The sequence below is a fragment of the Alcanivorax sp. HI0083 genome (assembly GCF_001635175.1).
In genome coordinates this window covers 1-1,802 of the sequence record NZ_LWFX01001290.1, presented here as the reverse complement: position 1 = coordinate 1,802, position 1,802 = coordinate 1, and the positions used below count along the sequence as shown (strand labels likewise).

Sequence of the window (1,802 nt, the reverse complement as noted above, 5' to 3'; positions counted from 1 at the left end):
TTCAAGGGGCCGAATCGCTTTTTCCCACACCCAATCAGGGGGCTTTACTGACCACCACTCGCGCCGGGCGAATCAGGCGGCCGTTGAGCTGATAGCCCTTCTCCAGCACCTCGATCACGGTATTGGGGTCCACATTGGGGACCGGCACCATGGTCATGGCCTCATGCAATTCCGGGTTGAACGGCTCGTCCGCAGGGCTGATCTGCTCCAGGTTGTAACGGGCAAACGCATCCAGCAGGGACTTGAGGGTCAGCTCGATGCCCTCACGGGCCCCTTTCAGCGCCTCGTCCTCGGCATCCAGCGCCGCCAGACCGCGCTCCAGGTTGTCCGCCACGCTCAACAGATCACCGGCGAACTTCTCCAGGGCGAATTTGCGGGCATGCTGCACATCCCGCTCGGCACGCTTGCGCACGTTCTGCACTTCCGCCTGGGCACGGATATCCGCCTCAGCCAGCGCCTTCTTAACCCTGGCCAGCTCGGCATCTGCCTCAGCCAGCTTCTCTTCAACGGTAGGTTCTGCCTGCTCGCTCTCGGCTTCAGCGGCGGCGGCAGCCTGTTGCTCTTCCACCGTTTCTACCTGCGGCTCGGCATTGTTCTGGTCTTTTTCCTGGTCACTCATTCATCACTCCACATCCCTATCCGGGCTTTTATCAGGAAAGCGGGCAAAGATATGGGAACTATTGGTGGGGATTCAAGGGGGAAGGGGCAGTTGACAGTGGATAGTGGTCAGTTGGCAGCGCTGCGGGATACCCCGATCAGCTTCTGAGACGCAAAAGGCCGCGCCCACAAGCCTAGGCGCGGCCTCATACGTTCCAAAATCGACAACCTCGCCCGCGCAGCTGTTAACTATCCACTGTCAACGAGATTAAAGCTGGGTCAGCGCTGCCGAGAGGATCTTGGCAGTAATATCCACGGTGGGAATCACCTTTTCATAGTCCATGCGGGTGGGGCCAACCACGGCGAGCACCCCCATCGGGCCGTTATCCGCCTGGTAGGGTGCAGAAATCAGCGAATAATCCTCGAAGGGCTGGAAGCCGGATTCACGGCCGATAAAGATCTGCACCCCGTCGGCCTTCATGGACCGCTCCAGCAAATGCAGGATATCGCGCTTGTGGTTGAAGGCGTCGAACAGGTTGCGCAGCTGCCCCAGGTTTTCCGCCTCGGCAGACTGGATCAGGTTGGATTCCCCGGAAACCACATAATCGGAATCGGGCCGCTCGGTGCGCAGGGCCTTGTCCGCCACCGCCACCGCCGTCTGCATCAGGGCATCCATCTGCTGGCGGTCGGCGTTCATGGTATCCAGCAAACCATCGCAAATGCTGTTCAGGTCGCAGCCCGCATAGGTGTGGTTGATATAGTTGGCCGCCTGGCGCAACTCCACCTCATCGTAATCCCGATCGGTATGGATGATGCGGTTCTGCACCTCGGAGCGGTTAACCACCAGCACCACCAGCACCCGCTTGCCCGACAACGGCAAAAACTCCACCTGCCGCAATGTGGACACATCCCGCCGCGGCACTGCCACCAGCCCGGCCATGCGCGTCAGCTCAGCCAGGGTTTTCGACGCCTGGGCAATCAACTCCTGGGAGGACTGCTCCGGCGCCAGCAGCTGCCGCAGCTCCTTCTTCAAGTGTCGGTGGTCCGGGCGCTCCATGACACTGGTCGCCAATAGCGAATCCACATAAAGGCGGTACCCCAGCTCTGTGGGGATGCGCCCCGCCGAGGTGTGCGGGCTGCTCAGCACCCCCAACTCCTCCAGCTCAGACATGATATTGCGCACCGTAGCCGGGCTCACGGTCAGG

General features: G+C 60.9%; 2 protein-coding genes. Both read right to left on the bottom strand.

The genetic code is table 11. The features are described from left to right. Nucleotides 1-34: 34 nt before the first annotated feature. On the bottom strand, nt 35-619 hold the full coding sequence (gene grpE, locus A3754_RS19120; RefSeq protein WP_063520966.1) for a nucleotide exchange factor GrpE: 585 nt from the start codon (nt 617-619) through the stop codon (nt 35-37). Between the two features lie 246 nt (nt 620-865). Beyond that, nucleotides 866-1,802 (bottom strand): heat-inducible transcriptional repressor HrcA (gene hrcA, locus A3754_RS19115; RefSeq protein WP_231880696.1); only part of this gene is annotated, 937 nt, incomplete at its 5' end.

What these genes read in the sequence shown, in the direction of transcription:
- grpE (WP_063520966.1), bottom strand. Translation starts at nt 619, where the DNA reads ATGAGTGACCAGGAAAAAGACCAGAACAATGCCGAGCCGCAGGTAGAA.